General features: G+C 31.5%; 1 pseudogene. It reads left to right on the top strand.

Going from position 1 to position 812, the window contains the following annotated elements:
• Positions 1–812, top strand: a pseudogene (locus tag J3U20_RS10070) (leucine-rich repeat domain-containing protein); the annotation flags it as partial.

Below are 812 nucleotides of genomic sequence, written 5' to 3'. Positions count from 1 at the left end.
GAAAGTTGGGGAGAATTACAGAAATTAAAATATCTGGATGTAGGTAAATCAAAGGTAACCCAATTAAACTCAACCATAGGAAATATGACGAGTTTAATAAAATTAGAAGCCAATGAAAATCAGCTTACAGACCTACCCAAGTCGATTTTCAAAAACAAGCTGGAATATATAGATTTATCACATAATTACTTACAAAAAGTACCCAAAGAACTGGAAGAGATCAAAAGCCTAAAAACGGTATATTTTTACAACAATAGAATCTCAGAAGTAGAAGGCTTATTACCTTACAATATAACATATTACGACTTAAGTAAGCAAACCATTACTTTACCTTTATTCACATATAAAGGGGAAGATGTAGAAATAAGCTTACCCCAACTATTTTTATATAATAGAACCAAAAATGATTTCAGTCAAAAACCCACCACGATACTCTATTTGAGAGGAGAAAGAGTAAGCGGGAATTTACCAATATCAGAAAAAGGGGTGGTTACGATTCCTAAGAATTTATTATCCACAATTAAAAAAGGAGATGATCTATATTTATATCAAGAAAAATATACACAAAATAATACCTACATGGGAGACAATTATCTACGATTTTCCCAAGTAAATTTAGAATTACCGAAAGTACCTGAAAAAGAATACCAAGCCTTAGTAGATATTTATAACCAATTGAACGGCTCGAATTGGAGTGGCTCATATCAATGGAAAAAATGGGATATAACGGAGAATAATTTACATGAGATACCATGGAGTGGAGTAACAGTAGAAAATGGACATGTCACCGGACTTAGTTTATATTATTTTTA

Origin of the sequence: Apibacter sp. B3919 (genome assembly GCF_026537405.1) — a bacterium.
Taxonomy (GTDB): Bacteria; Bacteroidota; Bacteroidia; order Flavobacteriales; family Weeksellaceae; genus Apibacter.
The sequence above is the reverse complement of the archived record's forward strand: the minus strand, read 5'-3'. Positions and strand labels throughout refer to the sequence as shown.